Origin of the sequence: Aulosira sp. FACHB-615, assembly GCF_014698045.1 — a bacterium.
GTDB lineage: Bacteria > Cyanobacteriota > Cyanobacteriia > Cyanobacteriales > Nostocaceae > Nostoc_B.
In genome coordinates this window covers 30,413-47,491 of record NZ_JACJSE010000008.1, presented here as the reverse complement: position 1 = coordinate 47,491, position 17,079 = coordinate 30,413, and the positions used below count along the sequence as shown (strand labels likewise).

Sequence of the window (17,079 nt, the reverse complement as noted above, 5' to 3'; positions counted from 1 at the left end):
TTTACTCGTCGTCGTCTAACGATTCACGGGAAAGCGATTCGTACGTTGGACGTGGTGGTGTACGTCTGGCTGACTGGTCTGCCATTAAATCAACTTCCACGTCTAAAGAACTACCATCAGCTTGGGTTTCTACTTTATGAACCGCAATATCTAACCCCAAGGATTGCAATTCTCGCATCAACACCTTAAAGGATTCTGGTGTACCTGGTCGGGGAATTGCCTTACCTTTAACGATCGCATTTAAGGCTTCATTTCGTCCCTGCATATCGTCGGATTTCACTGTCAGCAATTCCTGTAAGGTATAAGCTGCACCAAAGGCTTCCAACGCCCACACTTCCATTTCCCCAAACCTCTGACCACCTTGTTGAGCTTTTCCACCCAGGGGTTGCTGTGTAACCAAGGAGTAGGGACCTGTGGAACGAGCGTGAATCTTGTCATCGACCAAATGCACCAGTTTCAGCATATAAGCTACACCAACGGTTACAGGTCGATCAAAGGGTTCGCCGGTACGGCCATCAAACACCATGATTTTGCCGGGGTCATCGGGGTTATATACCCAATCTTTGCCTGTTTCGTCCCGCGCTTCTTGCAATTTGCCATGCACAATGCGGCGCGATGATTCTTCCCCATACATTTCATCAAAGGGAACTATCTTAAAGCGCACACCCAAGGTATGACCAGCCCAACCCAACAGACATTCAAATACTTGTCCGACGTTCATCCGGCTGGGTACGCCCAAGGGGTTGAGTACGATGTCTACTGGGGAACCATCTGGTAAGTAAGGCATGTCTTCCAGTGGCAAAATCCGCGAAATAATCCCTTTATTACCGTGGCGACCCGCCATTTTATCTCCGACTTGGATTTTCCGCTTCTGGGCGACATACACCCGCACTACCATGTTGGCTCCCGGTGGTAGTTCATCCCCTTGTTCACGAGTGAACAAGCGCACGTCAACTACGCGACCTTTTTCACCGTTTGGTACACGCAAGGAGTTATCCCGCACATCCCGCGCTTTTTCCCCGAAGATGGCACGTAAGAGTTTTTCTTCTGGTGGTTGGTCGGATTCACCTTTGGGTGTAACTTTACCGACTAAGATATCGCCTGATTCTACCCAAGCCCCAATGCGGATAATGCCTTGTTCGTCTAACTGGCGTAAAGCATCTTCCCCAACGTTGGGAATTTCTCTGGTGATTTCTTCTGGGCCTAGTTTGGTTTGCCGAGCCTCAATTTCATATTTTTCAATGTGAATTGAGGTGTAAACGTCATCTTGTACCAAGCGTTCAGAAATCAAAATTGCGTCTTCGTAGTTATAGCCTTCCCACGGCATATAAGCGACAACAATGTTTTGTCCCAGCGCCAATTCCCCACCTTCTGTGGAGGAACCATCGGCTAGTACTTGTCCAGCTACTACCCTCTCACCCATTCTGACTAGGGGTTTTTGGTTTAAACAGGTGTCTTGGTTAGAGCGTTGGTATTTAGAAACGGTGTATCTAATTTCTGGTGAATTTGGTTTGGGACGTACACGAATTTCTGTCGCGTCTACGTAGGTAACATCTCCGTCTGTCCGGGAAACAATCACCATCCCGGAGTCTCTCGCACCTTGGGCTTCCAAACCAGTTCCGACTAAGGGACGTTCTGGTTTCAGCAAAGGTACGGCTTGACGCTGCATGTTAGAACCCATCAGGGCGCGGTTCGCGTCGTCATGCTCCAAGAAGGGAATCATACTAGTCGCTACCGAGACAATCTGCACGGGGGAAACGGCTACGTAGTCTACCTGTTCTGGTGTGGTGGTAGAGAATTCTTGGCGGTAACGGACTGGTACTTGTGGCCCAATAATGTAGCCATTTTCATCAACGGGGATGTCTCCTGGTGCGACCCGCAGATCGTCTTCTTCATCGGCGGTCATATACACGGGTGCTAGATCAAATCTGACTCGTGCATTTTCTACAGGGCGGAATGGTGTTTCTAAAAAGCCATACTGGTTAACACGGGCATGGGTAGCCAAGGAACCAATCAAACCCGCGTTGGGGCCTTCAGGAGTTTCGATGGGACAAATCCGTCCGTAGTGGGAGGGGTGAATATCCCGCACCGCAAACCCCGCCCGTTCTCTGGTCAAACCACCAGGGCCTAAAGCTGAAAGTCGGCGTTTGTGTGTCAGTTCTGCCAGGGGATTGGTTTGATCCATGAACTGGCTTAATTGGCTGGAACCAAAGAATTCTTTAATGGCTGCTACTAGGGGTTTGGGGTTGACCAAGGATGCTGGTGTCAAAACTTCGGCATCAGATACGGTCATCCGTTCCCGAATAATCCGTTCTAAACGGTTCAAACCTACCCTGACTTGGTTTTGCAGCAATTCGCCCACGCTTCTGACTCGGCGATTACCTAAGTGGTCGATGTCGTCTATACTACCGATGTCGTATTCCAGGTTGATCAGGTAATCGACGGCTGACAAAATATCACCAGGGGTCAGGACACGCATGGTATCGGGAACTGACAACCGGAGTTTTTTGTTGAGTTTATAACGACCAACTCGACCCAAGTCATAGCGTTTGGGGTCGAAGAAGCGAGAGTCTAATAGTTGTTGTCCACCTAATACGGTTGGTGGTTCACCAGGACGGAGTTTGCGATACAACTCCATCAGGGCTTCTTCTTCTGAGAATTGCCCTTCTTTTTCGATGGTTTTTTGGAAATATTCTGGGTGACGTAGGGCATCAAAAATTTCGTTATCTGATAAACCCAAGGCTTTGAGAAGTACTTGCGCTGAGAGTTTCCGGGTTTTATCAATCCGTACCCACACCAAATCGTTCCGGTCTGTTTCAAATTTCAGCCATGCACCCCGGTTGGGGATGAGGCTGGCAGAATATGTCCGCCGACCGTTTTTATCGATTTCCGATTTGTAGTAAACTCCAGGCGATCGCACAATTTGGTTGACAATTACCCGCTCGGCTCCGTTAATAATGAACGTGCCGCGATCGGTCATTAACGGCAAATCACCAATAAATACTTCTTGTTCTTTAATGTCCCCTGTTTCTTTGTTCAACAGGCGTGTGGGGACATACATTTGTACTGCGTAGGTGCTATCCCGCCGTTTTGCTTCTTCTACGCTGTACTTCGGCTCCTTAAGTTTATAGTTATGTCCTAAAAAATGCAGTTCTAATTTGCCTGTATAGTCTGTAATAGGACTAAAGGAATTTAGTTCTTCTATTAACCCTTCTTCTAAAAACCAGCGAAAGCTTGCTCGCTGAATTTCAATCAAGTCGGGCAACAAAAAGGCGGGTTCCAGATATTTGTCTTTATTCATGCCTCTACCTTTGTCAACCTGGTTAAACTTTTAGAGGACACTGTTGGGGGATGGTTCTTGATCCGCTTCAGTGTCCGTAGCCATTGGGGAACTTCTCCTTGTGCCACCTGTTATTAATTCATGCTGATAACCGCAGCATTTTTTTAATCTGGACAGGGTGATTTTGACAAGGGGGGTAAACGCCCTTGCAAGCTATAAATAGCGGTTATAAACCAGCTATTAACTTGATTTCTCAACGACAGGTTGAGAGAGTTCTGCCTTTGATTTATTTTCCTCACTTCCCCTCCCAAGCGCGTAAGTAGCTTACGCAGCTCAAAATTTTTGCATCTTAAATCTTTAAATTAAGCACGCTGATCTTCACGGCAATATCAAAAGATCATGATAATCGGCCGCGTGATGCTGGCTTTGAATCAAAATGGCTTTATTTTGGTGGGTTTTACTCACAAGACAAGTACTTTTAACAATTTTCTATAGTTTTAGATACAAAGCAGGGTATATTTTGCCAAATTTTATCTCAATGTCGGTTGCTATGGTGATTCATTGATTCCGAGCATCCGTGTGTGGAGAGTGGAGGATGGTCAAGTTGATAACAATATATTAAGCTTAAAAGTTTGTGGTTTCTTCCTTTATCATTATGACGCAAGCAAAATGTTTTGGAGGCATTAATATTAGCATATTTTTATCCTCCTGAGTTTTTCATTCTGAGTACACACCCGACAATTGCAACAGTTAGTTACTTAAAGAGCCAATCCAAATAGTTTACAAGCATTTTGCGTGGTTTGGTGGGCGATCGCTTCTACAGTCTCTCCCCGCAACTCGGCTAATTTTTCCGCCACATAGCGGACATAAGCTGGTTCATTGCGTTTTTCACCCCGTTTGGGAACAGGAGCCAAAAAGGGACAGTCTGTTTCTATTAATAGGCGATCGCTACTTACCATCGCGGCTGAGGCGTGAATTTCTTTAGCGTTTTTGAATGTTACAGTCCCGCTAAAGCTAATGTAAAAACCCAGATCCAAAAACCATTGGGTTTCCTCTGGTGTTCCACCCCAGCAGTGCATGACACCCCGCATTCTTCCGCCTGTAATTTCCTGCCTTTTTTGCAAAATTTCCCTGACATCACTGGCCGCATCTCGACAGTGAATAATCACGGGCAGATTCAGTGCTGATGCGATCGCTAATTGCTCGGAAAATACTATGCGCTGCTGCTCATAGTTTTCGGCTTTGTAGTAATCCAGCCCCATTTCCCCAATTGCCACCACTTTTGCGTCGGAACTTGCCAAGTATTGAATTTTCTCGGCTGTGTCACTTTGCCATTTTTCGGCATCCAAAGGATGTAACCCTACAGCAAAACTTAGTTCAGGAAATTGCTGGGCAATTGCTTGAATGCTGGAAAACTCTGATGGTTCTACACAGGAATGTACTAAGCGTACTATCCCTGCTGCTTGCCACCGCGATCGCACTGCTGCTAAATCTGGCTGGAAGTTATTAAAGTTAAGATGAACGTGGGTGTCAATCAGCTGCATTTTTGTCTTTTGTTCTTTGTCATTTGTCATTAGTTTTTGCTGCAACGCATGACTAATGACAAGTGACTACTACTGTGCGGTTGCGATTGGCTTGAGTTTATGAGCCAATCTCGATTTTTTCCTAGCACCGTTGTTAGGATGCAGAATGCCACGCTTTACAGCTTTATCGATTTTGCTGTAAGCCTCAGCCAGCCGTAATTCAACTTCTTGTTTGAGTTCGGGCGTAGGATTAGCTGCGTAGGTTTCTACCACAGTTAAGTATTTCTTCATCAGCGTCTTAACAGCTGACTTGTAGGTTTTATTCCGCAGCCGATTGCGTTCTGCGATACTGGCGCGTTTAAGAGCAGACTTTGTATTCGCCACAGTCGATTCCAAAAAGACTATTTAATATGTACACACACTACTAGATTTACTAATATAGCATTCATCTTGCCAATATCAGAATTTCTCAAAAAAATCTTGCTTTGGTTTGAAGGGGGCGGAATGATGCTCAAAGGTTGTCGGTGAAGAGTGGGTGGAAGGATTTTGAACACCTACACCCTTGATTTTTCGTTTGATTGCGTAAGTCCTATAGTATATTTGAACCAATCTGGTAGGTCAGTGAAATTCTGTGCCGAACCCTGGAAATAAGCTAGAATAAAGTACCTGAATAAATTATCAAATTAGTAATAACTATACTCAGACCCTATACTGACTTTTGGATTGGCAAATCAGGATGTATCGACATAAGAAAACCACCGCAAGTAAGGCATAGAGGGAAAAGATAGGTAGAACTACACTCCTGCTTTCTATCCAAAAGCCCACTAGGCAAGTCGAACTGAGGCAATTAGATCATATAAATTAACTCATCCATGTGCTGGCATCCTGGGGAGTATCAAAAAAATCCAGGTTAAGCTAGAGATGAGAATTAAAGCGAAACTCGTCCCTCTTGGGGGTCAAGAGCCAGACTAATTCTCAAGCGGGAATAATCTAAAATTTTGGCATTTTCCTTACTCCATGCTGCGAATCATTACTCAGCAGGCAGATGTTAAAGCAGAACTACAACGTATCTGCGATCGCACCCATGACGAACAAGTGGTTCATAAAGAAGCAACGGTGCGGGAAGTGTTGCAAACGGTGAAGCGCCAAGGCGACAAAGCTGTGCTGCACTATACGGCTGAATTTGACCACCAAACCTTGAAGCTGGAAGAACTGCGCGTTACGGGTTCGGAACTAGATACGGCGTATCAGCAAGTCTCTAAAGAATTGCTCCAAGCGATTCAGTTAGCGGCTCGGCAAATTGAAGCATTTCACCGTCAACGTGTCCCCAAAAGTTGGGTAAACTTTGGGGAAGATGATGTAGTCTTGGGTAAACGCTACACCCCAGTAGACCGAGCCGGGATATATGTTCCTGGTGGTCGTGCGGCTTATCCCAGTACGGTGTTAATGAATGCTATTCCAGCAAAGGTGGCTGGTGTACCCCGAATTGTGATGGTGACACCACCAGGGGCGGGGAAAGTAATTAGCCCAGCCGTGCTAGTGGCGGCCCAAGAAACCGGAATAGAAGAAATTTACCGGGTTGGCGGGGCGCAAGCGATCGCCGCTTTAGCCTATGGGACAGAAACAATTCCGAAAGTTAATGTGATTACCGGGCCAGGCAATATTTACGTTACCTTAGCCAAAAAACTCGTCTATGGTACTGTGGGCATTGATATGCTGGCAGGGCCAAGCGAAGTGTTAATTATTGCTGATGAATTTGCCAATCCGGTGCATGTGGCTGCTGATATGTTAGCCCAAGCCGAACATGATCCAATGGCAGCAGCAATTTTATTAACTACAGATCCGGCTTTGGCAAAAAATGTCCAAGTCGCGGTGGAAAGACAATTAGTTGATCACCCCAGGCGGATTGATACAGAAAAAGCGATCGCCCACTACGGCTTAATTGTGCTGGTAGAATCTTTAGCAGCCGCAGCAGAACTCTCCAATGAATTTGCGCCGGAACATTTAGAATTGGAAGTCAAAGATCCTTGGGCTATTTTGCCGCAAATCCGCCATGCTGGCGCGATATTTTTAGGCTACTCCACACCAGAAGCTGTTGGTGACTATTTAGCAGGGCCAAACCATACCTTACCTACCTCTGGCGCAGCTCGTTATACTTCAGCTTTAAGTGTAGAAACCTTTCTCAAACACTCTAGTATTATTCAATACTCACCCACAGCCCTGCAAAAAATGGCTGGGGCAATTGATGCACTAGCAACAGCAGAAGGACTACCTTCCCACGCTGATTCAGTCCGGCGGCGGATTCAAAAAGATGAGTAATGAGGAATGCTTAATTTTTTCCAACACTTTTAGTAAAAACTAACCTGGGGCTGCACACTAGAAAATTAAACTGTATGGCGGCAAAGCGATTGGCGATCGCCCAACATACATAAAATAAGCAAAACCTGAGCTTCCATCAGTAATATTATTGGTGTAAGTAATAGAGTTTCAGGGGTCTACTTTTGAGGAGACGAGGGCAGTGCTGAATAATATATTGGTAGCTCTGGATGGTTCGGATATTGCAGAACGTGTCATTCAGGTTTTGGATGATTTGGTATTATCACCAGAAACTAAAGTCGTTTTGTGTCACGTATTTCCGACACCAGATTCAGAGATGGAACTACCCGCAGATCGTCCTCATCCAGAATCTCCAGCATTATCTTATTTCCAAATCGAAAAACAACTGCAATCTTACAAAGAAAAAATATCGATTCACAGTGCAGTAGAATTAGTCACTGGCGAACCTGCCGATGAAATTATTCGCCTAGCTAATATTTATAAAGCTGATTTAATTATTATTGGGAGTCGCGGATTAACTGGAATGAAGCGCATTGTCCAGGGTTCTGTGAGTAGTCAAGTAGTAGAAGAAGCTAATTGTTCTGTATTAGTGGTAAAGCCCAGTAAAAATTAACAATGGTAGTAACAGCAATATGACTACAACTACCCCAAAACTCTCTTTTGCTGATATTTTTTCTCTTTGCGGCTTTGCGGCTTTGCGTGAACATAAAATTCTTCGCTAATCTTTCCAAAGAACAGGATTAGGAAACACTATAAATGTCAACTGCGAAGGTATTATGTATAACTATAATCCATTAGAATGTTTACCTTCATCGGCAGAATTGCCAGATTCTGATGATACCCCTGTGGATAACGAACTACAAATTTTAATTCCTAATTTACTATTAGCTATCTTAGCTAATATCTGGCAAAACCGTGATGATTGGTTTTTCGGGATTAATATGGCAATTTATTATGTACCTGCTAAATCTGCCATTGTTCCTGATGGATTTTTGAGTTTAGGTGTAGAACGTTTTGTTGGTGAAAATGGACGTTCTAGCTATGTTTTTTGGGAGGAAGAAGGTATTGCACCTACTCTAGCCTTAGAAGTTGTTTCTCAAACTTATAACGGCGAATATGAACAGAAAAAAATTGATTATGCTGAATTAGGGATTTTATATTACGTGATTTATGCACCAACACGTCTACGTCGTAAGCGGCAACGTTTAGAAGTTTATCGGTTAGTTGAAGGTAAATACATTTTACAACTAGGGGATAAAGTTTGGTTGCCAGAAATTGGTTTAGGTATTGGAAGGGAACAGGGTACTTATCAAGGAAGAACACGAGAATGGTTATTTTGGTATGACGAAAATGGCAACCGATACCAAACCGCAGAAGAACAATTGCAAAATTTATTAACTAAGTTACAACAGCAAGGAATTGACCCAAGCCAACTTTAATTCCTATTTTTTCAATCTAAGAAAATAAACTACGTGTAGGTTGGGTGGAACGAAGTGGAACCCAACAATGCCAAATTATCTGGATTTTGGGTTTCGTGCTTCAATCCAAATTACGCTTATTTATATTGCAGCTATTATACAAAATTACCAGAATATATTTCAGAAAAAATCTCTTCTGCTATTAATATATAATCACAATGTTTTTTGAATTACGCGACAAAAAATTAGCAGAATATACAAAATTACAAAAACATCTGCGAGATGAAGAAGAAAGCCGTCGTCAAGCGATATTAGAAGTTTTTAGTAATTTAATAGAAACTGATTTTTTTGATGTGTATGAAACAGATGAAGAGGGAGATACTATATTGACGGATATAGTCTGGGCGGGAAATCTTGACTATGTAAAATTCCTGGTTGAATCTGGACTAGATGTTAATAAAATAGATAGTGGTTACGATTTTGCTCTATGGGTTGCTGCGCGTCAAGGCTGGACAGAGATATTTAATTATTTATCACCCTTAACTCTTCCTGAATTGAGAGAAATAGCAGAAGAAGCATTACCTCAAGGTATTATTTATCGGCAAAGAAAAAATAATCATGCTGTAGAATTATTTGTAGATGATGCTTTTGATGGAAATATTGATGCTCTTAATAATGCAATTTCTCAAGGTATAGAAATAGATGCCATTAGTTCTAATGGCGAAGCAGCTTTACATAAAGCTATCAGAAATAATCAATTATCAGCCGTCGAGCTTTTATTAAAATCTGGGGCAAATCCAAATTTAAAAGTAGAAGAAGGCTGGGAATATACACCCTTAATGGTTGCCATAAGTTCAGCCAGTATTGATTATGCTATTTTTCAAGTATTAATTGAAGCTGGAGCTAATTTAAATGGTAGTTCTAGTAGAGGCGAAAGTGTTTTAATGCTGGCAGTTTTAACCTTAAATTATAGATGCTGTTCGCCGATTACTGGAACTAGGTGTTGATGTGAATGCCAAAGATATGTATGGACATACAGCACTTTACTATGCGATTGCTTGTAGACACAGAGATGAGATAGTAGTTGAAGAAATAATCAGCCTTCTGAAAGCAGCCGGAGCTAAAGAAGTTTGAGGAGTAAACCTAATTTATTTTGGGTTCCTTAGCTGCGTATTTTTTATCTGTTACCTTCCTGAGCTAAAAACTGCCGTAAACTCAATAAACTCAAGGTTTGACCTAAATTTATAGGTAACATTGAAATGCCTTCCAAGCGGGACTGTACCCAACCTTCGCCCCAGTACCATTCATGAAAACCGTCAATACCGCCACTGAGTAGCAACCGCAGACAATTGGACTGCACTACATCCACCTGATGATGAATGGAGACAGGGCCAGTCCAGCTTGTAAACTGGAATCCTGGATAAATTTCTTCGGGCATTCCGGGGTTAAAACGTTGCCCTAAGAGCCATTTTTCTAATTGTGCTGGACGTAGCAAGCTATCACCAATGGCGCTGGCTGATGCTGCAATTTCTATCCGTAGTTGACTTTGTTGAAAATTACCTAGCATTTTTTGCGAATTGTAAAGGTGAGGACGACAAAAAAGTATTCACAAGCGAGAAGCCATAAAATTCTGCATTCTGAATCCTGACTTCTCGATTCTTGAATGAATTGTATTTCTAGTATTGCAAATGCGATCGCCACTGAGCATCCACCCACCTGGATGGTAACTGAGAACTTAGAATAGAAACAGTGAAGTTGTTAAGAAATGTAAGGTTTTTTCATGGCGGATCAGTTAATTCGCGCAACAGCAGCCGAAGGTGGGATTCGTGCAGTGGGTGTCATCACTACACGCTTGACAGAAGAGGCTCGGCAGCGCCATCAACTTTCTTATGTGGCAACAGCCGCACTGGGACGGACTATGGCAGCAGGTTTATTAATGGCTTCTAATATGAAGCGTGCTGGTTCGAGGATTAATATCCGGGTGAAAGGCGATGGCCCTTTGGGTGGTATATTGGTAGATGCGGGCTTGGATGGAACAGTGCGGGGTTATGTCAGCAACCCGTCTGTAGAACTGCCACCTAATGCTAAAGGTAAACTTGATGTTGGCGGTGCAGTCGGCAGTGGCTACCTCTATGTAGTTCGGGATATTGGTTATGGCTATCCTTACTCTAGTACTGTTGAACTAGTATCTGGAGAAATTGGCGGTGATGTGGCGCATTACCTCGTAAATTCAGAACAAACACCATCAGCTTTAGTATTAGGTGTGTTTGTGGGTGCGACTGGAGTAACTGCGGCTGGAGGATTGTTAGTCCAAGTTTTACCAAAAGCAGCTAGAGATGAAGCATTAGTAGAAACTTTAGAATCACGGGTGGCTGCCTTATCAGGATTTACCCCATTGTTACAAGCAGGTAAGACCCTGCCAGAAATTTTTACTGATTTGTTGGGAGATATGGGTTTGTCAATATTTCCCGAAACTCAGATGTTGCGTTTTCATTGCAGTTGTTCTTTTGACCGGGTATTGAGCGCACTTAAGATTTTAGGAGAAGCGGAATTACAAGACATGATTGCGAAAGATAATGGTGCTGAGGCTACTTGCGATTTTTGTAGCAGAGTTTATCAAGCAAGTAGTGATCACTTAGCACAATTAATTGTTGATTTACAAGCAGAATCTTCTGGTTGAAAATTAAGTATAAAATAACACTGATTTTAGCCAAGGTTAAAGGTATACCAGGAGAAAGTTCGGAAAAACAGTAGCTTTTTCACAATGAGAAAGTTACTATGGCAACAACTGAATTGTTGACCCTGCGAATTTGAGGTTTGGAATTTTGGATTTTAGATTGGTTTTTTGGTTCCAGCCCCGCTACGTTAGGGCAGAACCTATATAAAATTTTTAAACTATATCCCTCTTGTGGGTAAGGTAAATCTAAAATCCAAAATCCAAAATTGTTTGACCTAGAGCCAATTACTATTTAATAAATTTTTGGTGTGAGAGATGACAGAGCGGGATATTCCAGAAGATTGGTCTCCAGCTAGAGCTAGAGAGCCAGATCACACAAACCGAACACCACACTTCGGTGAAGCGCAAACATTTGGCATCCCAGCTACTGGTTCTAACTCTAAGTCAGTGAAACAACAAACAGAAAATAATCCAGAAGGATTACCAATAATAGATCATCATTCCGCCGAAACCATTCCACCTAGTAAACGTTCCAGACCTTTGCCACGCTGGATGAAAAGCTGGGTGTTATGGGCAACAATGTTAGCATTGATTCCTGGCAGTATCGGGTTTATCGCAATGGCAATGCTGTTAAAATTGCCTGCGGCTCCTAACTGTCCGGCGATTTTTTGGCCGTTGGCGAGTGCTTCGGTGCGGCTGCACTGCGCTCAGTTGGCAGCTTCTAAGCAGACAGTAAATGATTTATTACAAGCGATCGCCTTAGTTCGACAGTTACCACAAAATCACCCACTGCGGGGAGAAATTGATCGGTTTATTGAGGAGTGGTCGCGGGATATTTTACAGTTAGCAGATCAAAGTTTTCAAGCCGGAGATTTAGAAGAAGCAATTACCACCGCCCAAAAAATTCCCCAAGACTTGCCTGTATATAAGTTAGTAGACGAGAAAATTGCAAAGTGGGAATCGATTTGGGCTAAAGCTGACGAAATTTATCAAGCAATACAAGAAGAACTCAACCAAAGACGCTGGCAATCAGCCTCAATGTTGGCAGCGAAATTACTGCGGGTAGATAATAAATATTGGTCAAGTACTAAATACGACCAAATCAACCGCTTGATTGTATCGGTGCGGGAAGATGGGGATAAGTTAGATAAAGCTGATAGTTTAGCCAAAACCAAAGTAGTAGATAACTTATTAGAAGCAATCAAAGTTGCGGAATCGATTGGCAAAGACAGTTATTTTTATGATAAAGCCCAAGAGTCGATTCCTTTATATGGGCGAAAAATGCTGGAATTGGCGCAAGCTAAGATGGATGCCAAAGATGCAGATGCAGCTTTAGAAATTGCGCGACAAATTCCTGATATTACTAAATTACAAGCAGATGTCGAAGACTTTATTGCTTTAGCAGATGCCCAACGCAGTGCGTGGCTAGGTACGGTTTCTAGTTTAGAAACTGCGATCGCCCAAGCACAAGAAATTGACCCTTCCCGCGCCAACTATAATAAAGCCCAACAATTGATTGCCCGTTGGCAATTGGAAATTGAAGATGTCTCCCGCCTAGAAAAAGCACGCACATTAGCCAGCCAAGGTACAATTAACGATTTAGCCGCCGCAATTATTGAAGCACAACAAATTCCCTCTAATAATCCGCGAGCTTCCGAAGCTAGGCAAGAAGTCGGACGTTGGCAATCTCAAGTGGAAACCATTGAAGACCGTCCCTACTTAGAACGTGCCGAACAAATAGCCTTATTAGAGGATATCAACTCTTTACAAGCTGCGATCGCAGAAGCGGGACAAATTCGTAAAGGTCGGGCATTATATCCAGAAGCACGCAGAAGAATTAACAGTTGGACTGCGAAAATCGAACGCATCCAAGACCAACCATACTTAGACCAAGCACGAGACTTGGCTCAAACTGGAGATTTAAACGCCGCAATTAACGCCGCACAGACAATTGCATCTTCAGGAAGGGCGCTTTCTGGGGAAGCTCAAGCAGCTATTGATGATTGGCGAGGACAAATTCGCGCCAAAGATAACTGGAACAGAGCCAGACAAGTTGCGGCTGTGGGTACACCAGATGCCTTAGTTGAGGCAATTCGGTTAGCGAATAAAGTCCCCAGCAGTAATATCCTGCGCTTGGATGCAAATGTCGCTATTGACCAATGGAGTCAACAGTTATTAGACTTAGCTCGCTCTCAGAGTAGTTCTAATCTCAGCAAAGCCATTGAAACTGCTCAGTTGGTTCCTAGAGGTACGAGTGCTTACAGTACAGCACAAGAACAAATTAAAAATTGGCAGCAATTGTTAAATCCTCAACCAGTACCACAACCTGAACCGTTGTTACCGTCATCAACTACCGAGGGGACTAATTTGTGACGTGAGGGAGTAGGGAGTAGGGAGTAGGGAGTAGGGAGTAGGGAGTAGTGAAAATTCTTCAACTTCTACATTTTCATTCATACCGATTCTCCGAGAAATTGCAGTCTATAAATCAATACGGTTCAGTTAAGAAAGCCAAGTCATAACAGAACCAGCAAATGATAAATCAACAAAAAACGAAAAAATGATTTTGGAGGGGGATTGGGGGATTCTCCCCCAAATCTTGCTCATTATCTGATAGGTAGCGCAGAAAATTGAGAAATCTACTCTTATAACCTTAACTGAACCGTATTGGTCTATAAATTTTGTAGAGACGTTGTATACAACGTCTCTACATAGCATCAACAAGATTTCTTCTCCTACTCCCAATCAAAAACTAATTCAAGAATACTGAACCGTTTTGTTGAATTCGCATAGCCTTAGTGTCTTGGCTTAAGTCAGTAGCTTCTTTCAAAGTTACTTCTAACATTCCTGGTTGTGTAGTAGAAGCTTGGGGTGTGACTAACAGTAGTCCACCGTCTTCGCGTTGGAATGTGACTGTAACTGGGGCGCTGATACCTTGTAACATTACATTTGACTTACCTTCGAGCGATCGCGCTTCTGTATCGCCAATAACTTGGTAAGTAACTTTAGCGCCAGTATCGTTAATCAATCTCACATCAACTTTACCATTGGCCAGGGCGATCGTTGCACTAGGTGTTTGTTGTTGAGATGGCAAAGGGGTTTGAGTGGTACTAGTTTCACCGGTAGACACCTGGGGACTTACTGGTACACCTTGGCTAGAAATGTTTCCTTGTCCTTGAGAGAAAGCATTAGGTGGACAACCTTGAGGTACAACATTTCTGCTGTTGAAAGGTTCTTCATAGTAAATCCGAGGACAAGGATTGATTTTACTCGCACCAGCTTGTGGTGTTTCACCACCCACACCTAATCCTGTTTGATATGTAGAGGTGGTGGTTGTGCTGCTATTTTCAGGTAACAGTCCTTGATTAGCTAATCTTTGAGTGAGGGCATTCGGTGGACATCCTTGCGGTACTACAACTCGGCTATTGTGTGGCTCTTCATAAAAAATACGAGGGCAAGGGTTCACCTTAGAAGTAGATTGTTGTGGTGTGACAGTAGGTGATTGTTGGGCTACTGCTGTTTGCGAAATTGCAGGTAAACTAATTAATAAACCACCGCAAACAGCACTGAATATGCCAGTAAATTTCTGTAATTTTTGAGAGTTCATATTTAGCTTTTACTCCTGAGTAAATCGGGGATTAATAATTTTCTGAAAAGTCCTTCATTTGTCATTAGTCATTTGTGTTTATCAAGAACAAATAACTAATAAAAATTCATAGTTCACATCTTTCAGTCAAGCAGATTGGAAAATCTAAGCTTCTTCCCAAATTTGACGAACTCTACCTGGAAGCCAACTAGCAATTTCTTGAATTCTTTCTTGGGAAAGTTCATCTTTTGTCGCAGAAAAAATGGCTTTGACAACTTGTTCACGGTCTACATTTGGTGGCATAGTGCCTTCATTGGCGACACGGAATAAAAAGCGATCGCTATCAATTTTAAAAATGCCAGGGCCTTGCCAGGGTGGACGTACCCGACTCAAAAAGCTCACAATCGGATTAGTATCATGCCACAGTTCGGCAATTTCCATTTGCAGAGATTTGTCTTCAGTTTCTTCGACTGGTTTGTGTAGTTCACCTTCAACTCTGTCAGCCGCTTCTGTAGTCATCAAGTCACGCATCACGCGAAATACTACTTCTGTAATATCTCTAGCATCGTAAAGGTCAGCTAAACCACTATTTTGTTTTACCTTTTCTAAAAAAGGTAAATTTTTGTCTGCAATGGGAGTTGGCATCTCATCTGCTCCAATAACCTATTTTTAGCTGCATTTGGGCAAAACAAATCAGCAGTTTATGGAATACTCATCAGAGTAAACAGTAAACTGTGTTCGCTCAAAGTTATGATTTAAAAATGCAAGCTTTACTATTTAAGTTAGTAAATAATGCCAAATCTATTCATCTGTCACAGGAAACAAAACAATAAACAAAAATTTAAGACTCTAGAGTTACGGGTAGAGTGACAATAAAAGTTGTACCTTTACCAAGGCTACTTTCAACTTGAATTTGACCTTGGTGATGTTCGACAATAGCTTGAGCGATCGCTAGTCCTAATCCTGAACCTGTAGCACTATCTGTAGCTGTGCTTTCACTTTTTTTATGAGTACGCGCTGGATCTACCCGATAAAAACGGTCAAACAACCTGGGTAATGCTTCTGTAGGAATACCAACGCCAGTATCACCCACTTTAATTTGTAACTGAGCCGTGCTGACACGCATCCTCGATACCCGACTGATTCCTTCTTGGCGTGTTAACTCGACATTTACCTTACCACCCGCCGGGGTATAGCGCAAAGCATTACTAATTAAATTTGTCAATAGTCTGACTAGTTGATCCCAATCACCTAAGAGAGTGAACCAATTTTCTAGTAATTCGGGACTCGTTTCCGCCAGTGGCGGATCAACTAAGTGTAAATTTAAAGCAATGTCTTTTTCACTAGCGAGAAGTTGTTGTTCTTCAATCACTTCCATCAGTAAAGCATCCAAAGGACAAGGTGAAAATGTATCCTTACTGATGCCGCTATCTTGTCTTGCTAAAAATAATAAATCATTTACCAACTTACCTAAGCGTTGGGTCAGTCGTTCCACTACCTTTAATTGTTGACGATAGTTAGTAGAACTACTCACCTCTGTTTCAACTAACTCCAATTCACTTAAGGCGACTTGTACATTAGTTTGAATCAAAGTAATGGGACTTCTCAATTCATGGGAAGCATCAGCCGTGAATTGCTTGAGTCTTTGATAAGAATCACCCACAGGTTCCATTGCTTTCCCCGACAGAAACCAGCCACTTGCGGCGACAGACAGTAACATTAACCAAATTCCCAATGCTAAATCTAAAATTAGCTGACGGCTGGGTTTAGTAACTTCAAACCACGGATGACTAACACGCAGATATCCTAATACTTGTCTGCCAAATTCTACGCGCTGGGTGACTTGACGCAAAGATAGTTCCGAGTCTCCCCACTGGTCTGATTTGGGGATACGGACTGTTTCACCAGTATGATTACCGTGAATCGGAATATTTAAAGGTTCTGAGAAAGTTGACCAAAGTAATTTCCCGGTAGGACTAAACCATTCCAAGTCAATGTGGTCATCATCGACATTATTGGCATTGTTGCGAAAACTGGCTTCTACATTAATACGGAGTTTATCAGTTTCGTGATTTACTGGCTCAATGACAAGCGATCGCTCGACAATTTCCACCACATGATTTAAAGTATCGTCAATTCGCTCCACCAACGTACTCCGAACATATAAGTACACACCACTAGCAAACAGCAATAACAACACAGCAGTTACCGCAGTGTACCAAATAGCCAACCGACGACGAGTAGCTTGAAACATACTTGCA

At 42.8% G+C, this 17,079-nt stretch carries 14 protein-coding genes; 7 read left to right on the top strand and 7 right to left on the bottom strand.

Annotation, left to right across the window (positions count from 1 at the left end; translation table 11 throughout):
* Window position 1 precedes the first annotated feature (1 nt).
* From rpoB to rpsT, 3 genes are all read right to left on the bottom strand, one after another.
* On the bottom strand, window positions 2-3,301 hold the full coding sequence (gene rpoB / locus H6G77_RS15260) for a DNA-directed RNA polymerase subunit beta (protein ID WP_190589139.1): 3,300 nt from the start codon (window positions 3,299-3,301) through the stop codon (window positions 2-4).
* A 737-nt stretch (window positions 3,302-4,038) separates the two neighbouring features.
* Window positions 4,039-4,824, bottom strand: coding sequence for a TatD family hydrolase (locus H6G77_RS15255; protein ID WP_190872143.1), 786 nt, complete (start codon window positions 4,822-4,824; stop codon window positions 4,039-4,041).
* Between the two features lie 69 nt (window positions 4,825-4,893).
* On the bottom strand, window positions 4,894-5,187 hold the full coding sequence (gene rpsT / locus H6G77_RS15250; RefSeq protein ID WP_190871988.1) for a 30S ribosomal protein S20: 294 nt from the start codon (window positions 5,185-5,187) through the stop codon (window positions 4,894-4,896).
* Between the two features lie 633 nt (window positions 5,188-5,820).
* Here rpsT and hisD point away from each other — a divergent pair.
* The 5 genes from hisD (at window position 5,821) to H6G77_RS36610 (ending at window position 9,692) form a co-directional block, all read left to right on the top strand.
* Entirely contained in the window at window positions 5,821-7,122 is a 1,302-nt protein-coding gene (gene hisD / locus H6G77_RS15245) for a histidinol dehydrogenase (protein WP_190589137.1), read from the top strand.
* 199 nt (window positions 7,123-7,321) lie between these two features.
* Window positions 7,322-7,753: a universal stress protein gene (locus H6G77_RS15240; RefSeq protein ID WP_062290373.1), complete on the top strand. Its 432-nt coding sequence runs from the start codon at window positions 7,322-7,324 to the stop codon at window positions 7,751-7,753.
* A 163-nt stretch (window positions 7,754-7,916) separates the two neighbouring features.
* Complete coding sequence (locus H6G77_RS15235) at window positions 7,917-8,579, top strand: Uma2 family endonuclease (RefSeq protein WP_190871987.1); 663 nt, start codon at window positions 7,917-7,919, stop codon at window positions 8,577-8,579.
* Between the two features lie 197 nt (window positions 8,580-8,776).
* Window positions 8,777-9,565 carry an ankyrin repeat domain-containing protein gene (locus tag H6G77_RS15230; protein ID WP_190871986.1) on the top strand — a complete coding sequence of 263 codons (789 nt, stop codon included), beginning with the start codon at window positions 8,777-8,779 and terminating at the stop codon, window positions 9,563-9,565.
* Between the two features lies 1 nt (window position 9,566).
* Window positions 9,567-9,692: a hypothetical protein gene (locus H6G77_RS36610; RefSeq protein WP_190871985.1), complete on the top strand. Its 126-nt coding sequence runs from the start codon at window positions 9,567-9,569 to the stop codon at window positions 9,690-9,692.
* Between the two features lie 43 nt (window positions 9,693-9,735).
* Here H6G77_RS36610 and H6G77_RS15220 read toward each other — a convergent pair whose 3' ends face one another.
* Window positions 9,736-10,125: a hypothetical protein gene (locus tag H6G77_RS15220; RefSeq protein WP_190871984.1), complete on the bottom strand. Its 390-nt coding sequence runs from the start codon at window positions 10,123-10,125 to the stop codon at window positions 9,736-9,738.
* A 213-nt stretch (window positions 10,126-10,338) separates the two neighbouring features.
* On the opposite strand from H6G77_RS15220, the gene hslO reads away from it, so the two are divergent.
* Window positions 10,339-11,238 carry an Hsp33 family molecular chaperone HslO gene (gene hslO, locus H6G77_RS15215; protein WP_190871983.1) on the top strand — a complete coding sequence of 300 codons (900 nt, stop codon included), beginning with the start codon at window positions 10,339-10,341 and terminating at the stop codon, window positions 11,236-11,238.
* A gap of 312 nt (window positions 11,239-11,550) precedes the next feature.
* Complete coding sequence (locus H6G77_RS15210; RefSeq protein ID WP_190871982.1) at window positions 11,551-13,608, top strand: chromosome segregation ATPase; 2,058 nt, start codon at window positions 11,551-11,553, stop codon at window positions 13,606-13,608.
* A gap of 376 nt (window positions 13,609-13,984) precedes the next feature.
* Here the strand turns inward: H6G77_RS15210 and H6G77_RS15205 are convergent, their stop codons facing one another.
* The 3 genes from H6G77_RS15205 to H6G77_RS15195 form a co-directional block, all read right to left on the bottom strand.
* Window positions 13,985-14,839, bottom strand: a complete 855-nt coding sequence (locus tag H6G77_RS15205) for a hypothetical protein (RefSeq protein WP_190871981.1) — start codon at window positions 14,837-14,839, stop codon at window positions 13,985-13,987.
* A gap of 144 nt (window positions 14,840-14,983) precedes the next feature.
* Window positions 14,984-15,463: a DUF2267 domain-containing protein gene (locus H6G77_RS15200; RefSeq protein ID WP_190589123.1), complete on the bottom strand. Its 480-nt coding sequence runs from the start codon at window positions 15,461-15,463 to the stop codon at window positions 14,984-14,986.
* 196 nt (window positions 15,464-15,659) lie between these two features.
* Window positions 15,660-17,072 carry a cell wall metabolism sensor histidine kinase WalK gene (locus H6G77_RS15195; protein WP_190589121.1) on the bottom strand — a complete coding sequence of 471 codons (1,413 nt, stop codon included), beginning with the start codon at window positions 17,070-17,072 and terminating at the stop codon, window positions 15,660-15,662.
* Window positions 17,073-17,079 lie beyond the last annotated feature (7 nt).

Bases quoted from the DNA above. Each gene is read 5' to 3' on its own strand.
- rpoB (WP_190589139.1), bottom strand. From the start codon at position 3,301: ATGAATAAAGACAAATATCTGGAACCCGCCTTTTTGTTGCCCGACTTG.
- H6G77_RS15255 (WP_190872143.1), bottom strand. From the start codon at position 4,824: ATGCAGCTGATTGACACCCACGTTCATCTTAACTTTAATAACTTCCAG.
- hisD (WP_190589137.1), top strand. From the start codon at position 5,821: ATGCTGCGAATCATTACTCAGCAGGCAGATGTTAAAGCAGAACTACAA.
- H6G77_RS15235 (WP_190871987.1), top strand. From the start codon at position 7,917: ATGTATAACTATAATCCATTAGAATGTTTACCTTCATCGGCAGAATTG.
- H6G77_RS15230 (WP_190871986.1), top strand. From the start codon at position 8,777: ATGTTTTTTGAATTACGCGACAAAAAATTAGCAGAATATACAAAATTA.
- H6G77_RS15220 (WP_190871984.1), bottom strand. From the start codon at position 10,125: ATGCTAGGTAATTTTCAACAAAGTCAACTACGGATAGAAATTGCAGCA.
- hslO (WP_190871983.1), top strand. From the start codon at position 10,339: ATGGCGGATCAGTTAATTCGCGCAACAGCAGCCGAAGGTGGGATTCGT.
- H6G77_RS15210 (WP_190871982.1), top strand. From the start codon at position 11,551: ATGACAGAGCGGGATATTCCAGAAGATTGGTCTCCAGCTAGAGCTAGA.
- H6G77_RS15205 (WP_190871981.1), bottom strand. From the start codon at position 14,839: ATGAACTCTCAAAAATTACAGAAATTTACTGGCATATTCAGTGCTGTT.
- H6G77_RS15200 (WP_190589123.1), bottom strand. From the start codon at position 15,463: ATGCCAACTCCCATTGCAGACAAAAATTTACCTTTTTTAGAAAAGGTA.
- H6G77_RS15195 (WP_190589121.1), bottom strand. From the start codon at position 17,072: ATGTTTCAAGCTACTCGTCGTCGGTTGGCTATTTGGTACACTGCGGTA.